Genomic DNA, 2,760 nt, shown 5'->3' on the forward strand with positions numbered 1-2,760 from the left:
GCGCCGACGCGATTGCGCATGGCGCCACCGGCAAGGGCAACGATCAGGTTCGCTTCGAGCTCTCGGCTTACGCACTGAACCCCGACATCAAGGTCATCGCGCCGTGGCGCGACTGGTCGTTCAAGTCGCGTACCGACCTGATGAATTTCGCCGAGCAGCACCAGATCCCCGTGCCGAAGGATAAAAAGGGCGACGCACCTTTCTCGGTCGACGCCAACCTCTTGCATTCGTCCTCCGAGGGCAAAGTTCTGGAAGACCCGTGGGTGGAGCCGCCGGAATTCGTTCATCAGCGCACCGTTTCGCCGATGGACGCGCCGGACAAGGTCACCGAGATCGAGATCGAGTTCCTGAAGGGTGATCCGATCGCGCTGAACGGCAAGAAATTGTCGCCGGCGACCATGCTGGCGGCACTCAACGATCTTGGCCGCGACAATGGTATCGGCCGGCTCGACCTGGTCGAGAACCGCTTCGTCGGCATGAAATCGCGCGGCGTCTACGAAACACCAGGCGGCACCATCCTGATCGCTGCCCATCGTGCCATCGAATCGATAACGCTCGACCGTGGGGCCGCCCACCTCAAGGACGAGTTCATGCCGCGCTATGCCGAGCTGATCTACAACGGCTTCTGGTTCGCGCCCGAACGGCTGATGCTGCAGGCGATGATCGACAAGAGCCAGGAAGACGTCGAGGGCACGGTGCGCCTCAAGCTCTACAAGGGCAATGTCATGGTCACCGGCCGCAAGTCGAAGAAGACGCTTTACTCCGATGCGCTGGTCACCTTCGAGGACGACCGCGGCGCCTACGACCAGAAGGACGCCGCCGGCTTCATCCGCCTCAATGCGCTGCGGCTGAGGACGCTGGCCGCGCGCAACCGCGCCAAGTAGCGCGGATGCGCGGTTTCGGTCGCTGCCTGGCGCCGCTGGTTGTTCTGGCGACGCCAGCGGCCAGCCAGGAGTTCGACCCCGCCTCTCTCGACCTTCCGGCGCTGATCGAGTGCAGGGCGGACGTTCCGACCTACAACGACTTTGCCCTGTGGCTGTCCAGCGCACCGGGTGCCGTTGAAACGCTTGGCTGGACGGAGGTTGCCTCGGGCAATCCGTTTCTCAGCCAATACGAACTGCCGGCCAAAATCCGCGTGTTCAACCGCGAGACGGGATCGATCGTGTTTACCGCTGCGGGGCCGATGGCCGTGCTCGACGGCGTTGCCGCGCCGGAGCTTGCCAAAGAACTCAACGTCATGGCCGTTTTTTCCACGCCGCAAAAATTCCTTGGCGAGAAGGTCGTTGTCCACAGTACCGAAGAGTCGGAAGGATTGACCTTCTCCACGGGCGTCAAGCTCAACGTCTCGACCGTCGAGTCCCACCCCGGCAAGACCCTGGCCGGCTGCTCCTACACGCTCGAAATCAAATAAAACCCGGCATTTGCGCCGGGTTTTCGATCAAGTCAGAAATGGCGTCAATCGCCGTCGATCGCCGTGGCAATGCGGGCGATGGCCTGCTGATAGACGCTCGCGGAATTCCAGCCGGCAATCGCGCCCATATTCGCACTCGCGCTCGCGCCCGCCCGCCAGCCATGGCCCTTGAGGAAGTTGGCGGTGGAAGCCAGCGCCGTGCCCTTGTCGCGCAGGTTTCCGCCGCCGACGCCATATTTCAGGACGTTTCCTGGCAGGAACTGCGTGTGTCCGATCTCGCCATGCGCGGCGCCAACCGACGAGGCTGACAGCGCCCCGCGATCAACCAGCTTCAGGGCTGCGATGGCATGCGGGTAGAAGAACCCCGGGCGGCGGCAATCATAGGCAAGCGTCAAAATGGCAGAGACGGTGTTCTGGTTGCCCATGGCCGAACCGAAGCCGGTTTCCATACCCCAGATGGCGAGCAACACGCCCGGCGACACGCCGTAATTCGCTTCGATCTTGGCGAACAGCGCCGCATTCGACTTTTTCAGCGACCGGCCCTTGGAAATAATCGCCGCGCCGCCGCGCCGCCGCATGAAATCCTCCACCGAGCCGCTGAAGGCCTTGTGAATGCCGCGGTCGACGGAGATCGTCTTTGTCGCGTAGTTCGCCCCGGCCAGAGCGGCCAGCCCCTTGGCGCCCACACCTTCCGACCTGGCCTGCGCGGCAAAGTCCTGCTTCCAGGCCTCGAAGCCGGCGCCGGTCTTGCCGCAGCTGGCCGCTGCCTGTGCGCCCGTCGCCAGCGCAAGCACCGCCACCACGGCCGCTGCAAACATCTTTCCCTTGGCAAGAATTGCCATGTTGATCTCCTGGTTGCCTGAATCACGTCCCAATTGCGAACTTGCCAGCGAAACGCGCACTTGTCACTGTCACCGCTGCAATGCTGGCGAATGCCGTGGAATTTGCCTAGGATCAAGTGATTATTGTGGCAAGGGGGCTGCATGCAGGACGTTGATGTCGTCATCATCGGTGCCGGGTCGGCGGGTCTTGCCGCCGCCAGGACCCTGCAGGCCGCGGGGCTTTCCTTCACGCTGCTCGAAGCGATGGACCGAATCGGCGGGCGAGCCTGGACCAGCGACCAGCATTTCGGCGTGCCTTTCGACATCGGCTGCGCCTGGCTGCATGCCGCCGACCGCAATCCCTATTTTCCCGAAGCCCAGGCGGCAGGCTGGACGTTGCATCATCACGACATGAACGTTGATCATCTCTACTACCGCGAGCGCAAGGCGAGCGAAGCGGAAGAAGCCGACATGAAGGCCGCCGACGCAAAGCTGTTCGAACTGCTGGCCAGGCATGAAGTGAAGGAC

The 2,760-nt window shown here is 62.9% G+C and carries 4 protein-coding genes; 3 read left to right on the forward strand and 1 reads right to left on the reverse strand.

Going from position 1 to position 2,760, the window contains the following annotated elements; translation table 11 throughout:
* Together EN750_RS27920 and EN750_RS27925 are read left to right on the forward strand one after the other, a co-directional pair.
* On the forward strand, window positions 1-884 hold an 884-nt coding region (locus EN750_RS27920; RefSeq protein ID WP_127398631.1), incomplete at its 5' end, for an argininosuccinate synthase.
* A 5-nt stretch (window positions 885-889) separates the two neighbouring features.
* A complete protein-coding gene (locus tag EN750_RS27925; RefSeq protein ID WP_127398633.1) occupies window positions 890-1,411 on the forward strand; it encodes a hypothetical protein in 522 nt (173 codons plus the stop codon).
* Between the two features lie 44 nt (window positions 1,412-1,455).
* Here the strand turns inward: EN750_RS27925 and EN750_RS27930 are convergent, their stop codons facing one another.
* Window positions 1,456-2,253, reverse strand: coding sequence for a lytic transglycosylase domain-containing protein (locus EN750_RS27930; RefSeq protein WP_127398635.1), 798 nt, complete (start codon window positions 2,251-2,253; stop codon window positions 1,456-1,458).
* Window positions 2,254-2,394: 141 nt separating this feature from the next.
* Between EN750_RS27930 and EN750_RS27935 the strand changes: the two genes are divergently transcribed.
* The coding region (locus EN750_RS27935; protein WP_127398637.1) for an FAD-dependent oxidoreductase at window positions 2,395-2,760 on the forward strand (366 nt) is incomplete at its 3' end.

The organism is Mesorhizobium sp. M7A.F.Ca.ET.027.03.2.1 (assembly GCF_003999175.1).
Lineage (GTDB): Bacteria > Pseudomonadota > Alphaproteobacteria > Rhizobiales > Rhizobiaceae > Mesorhizobium.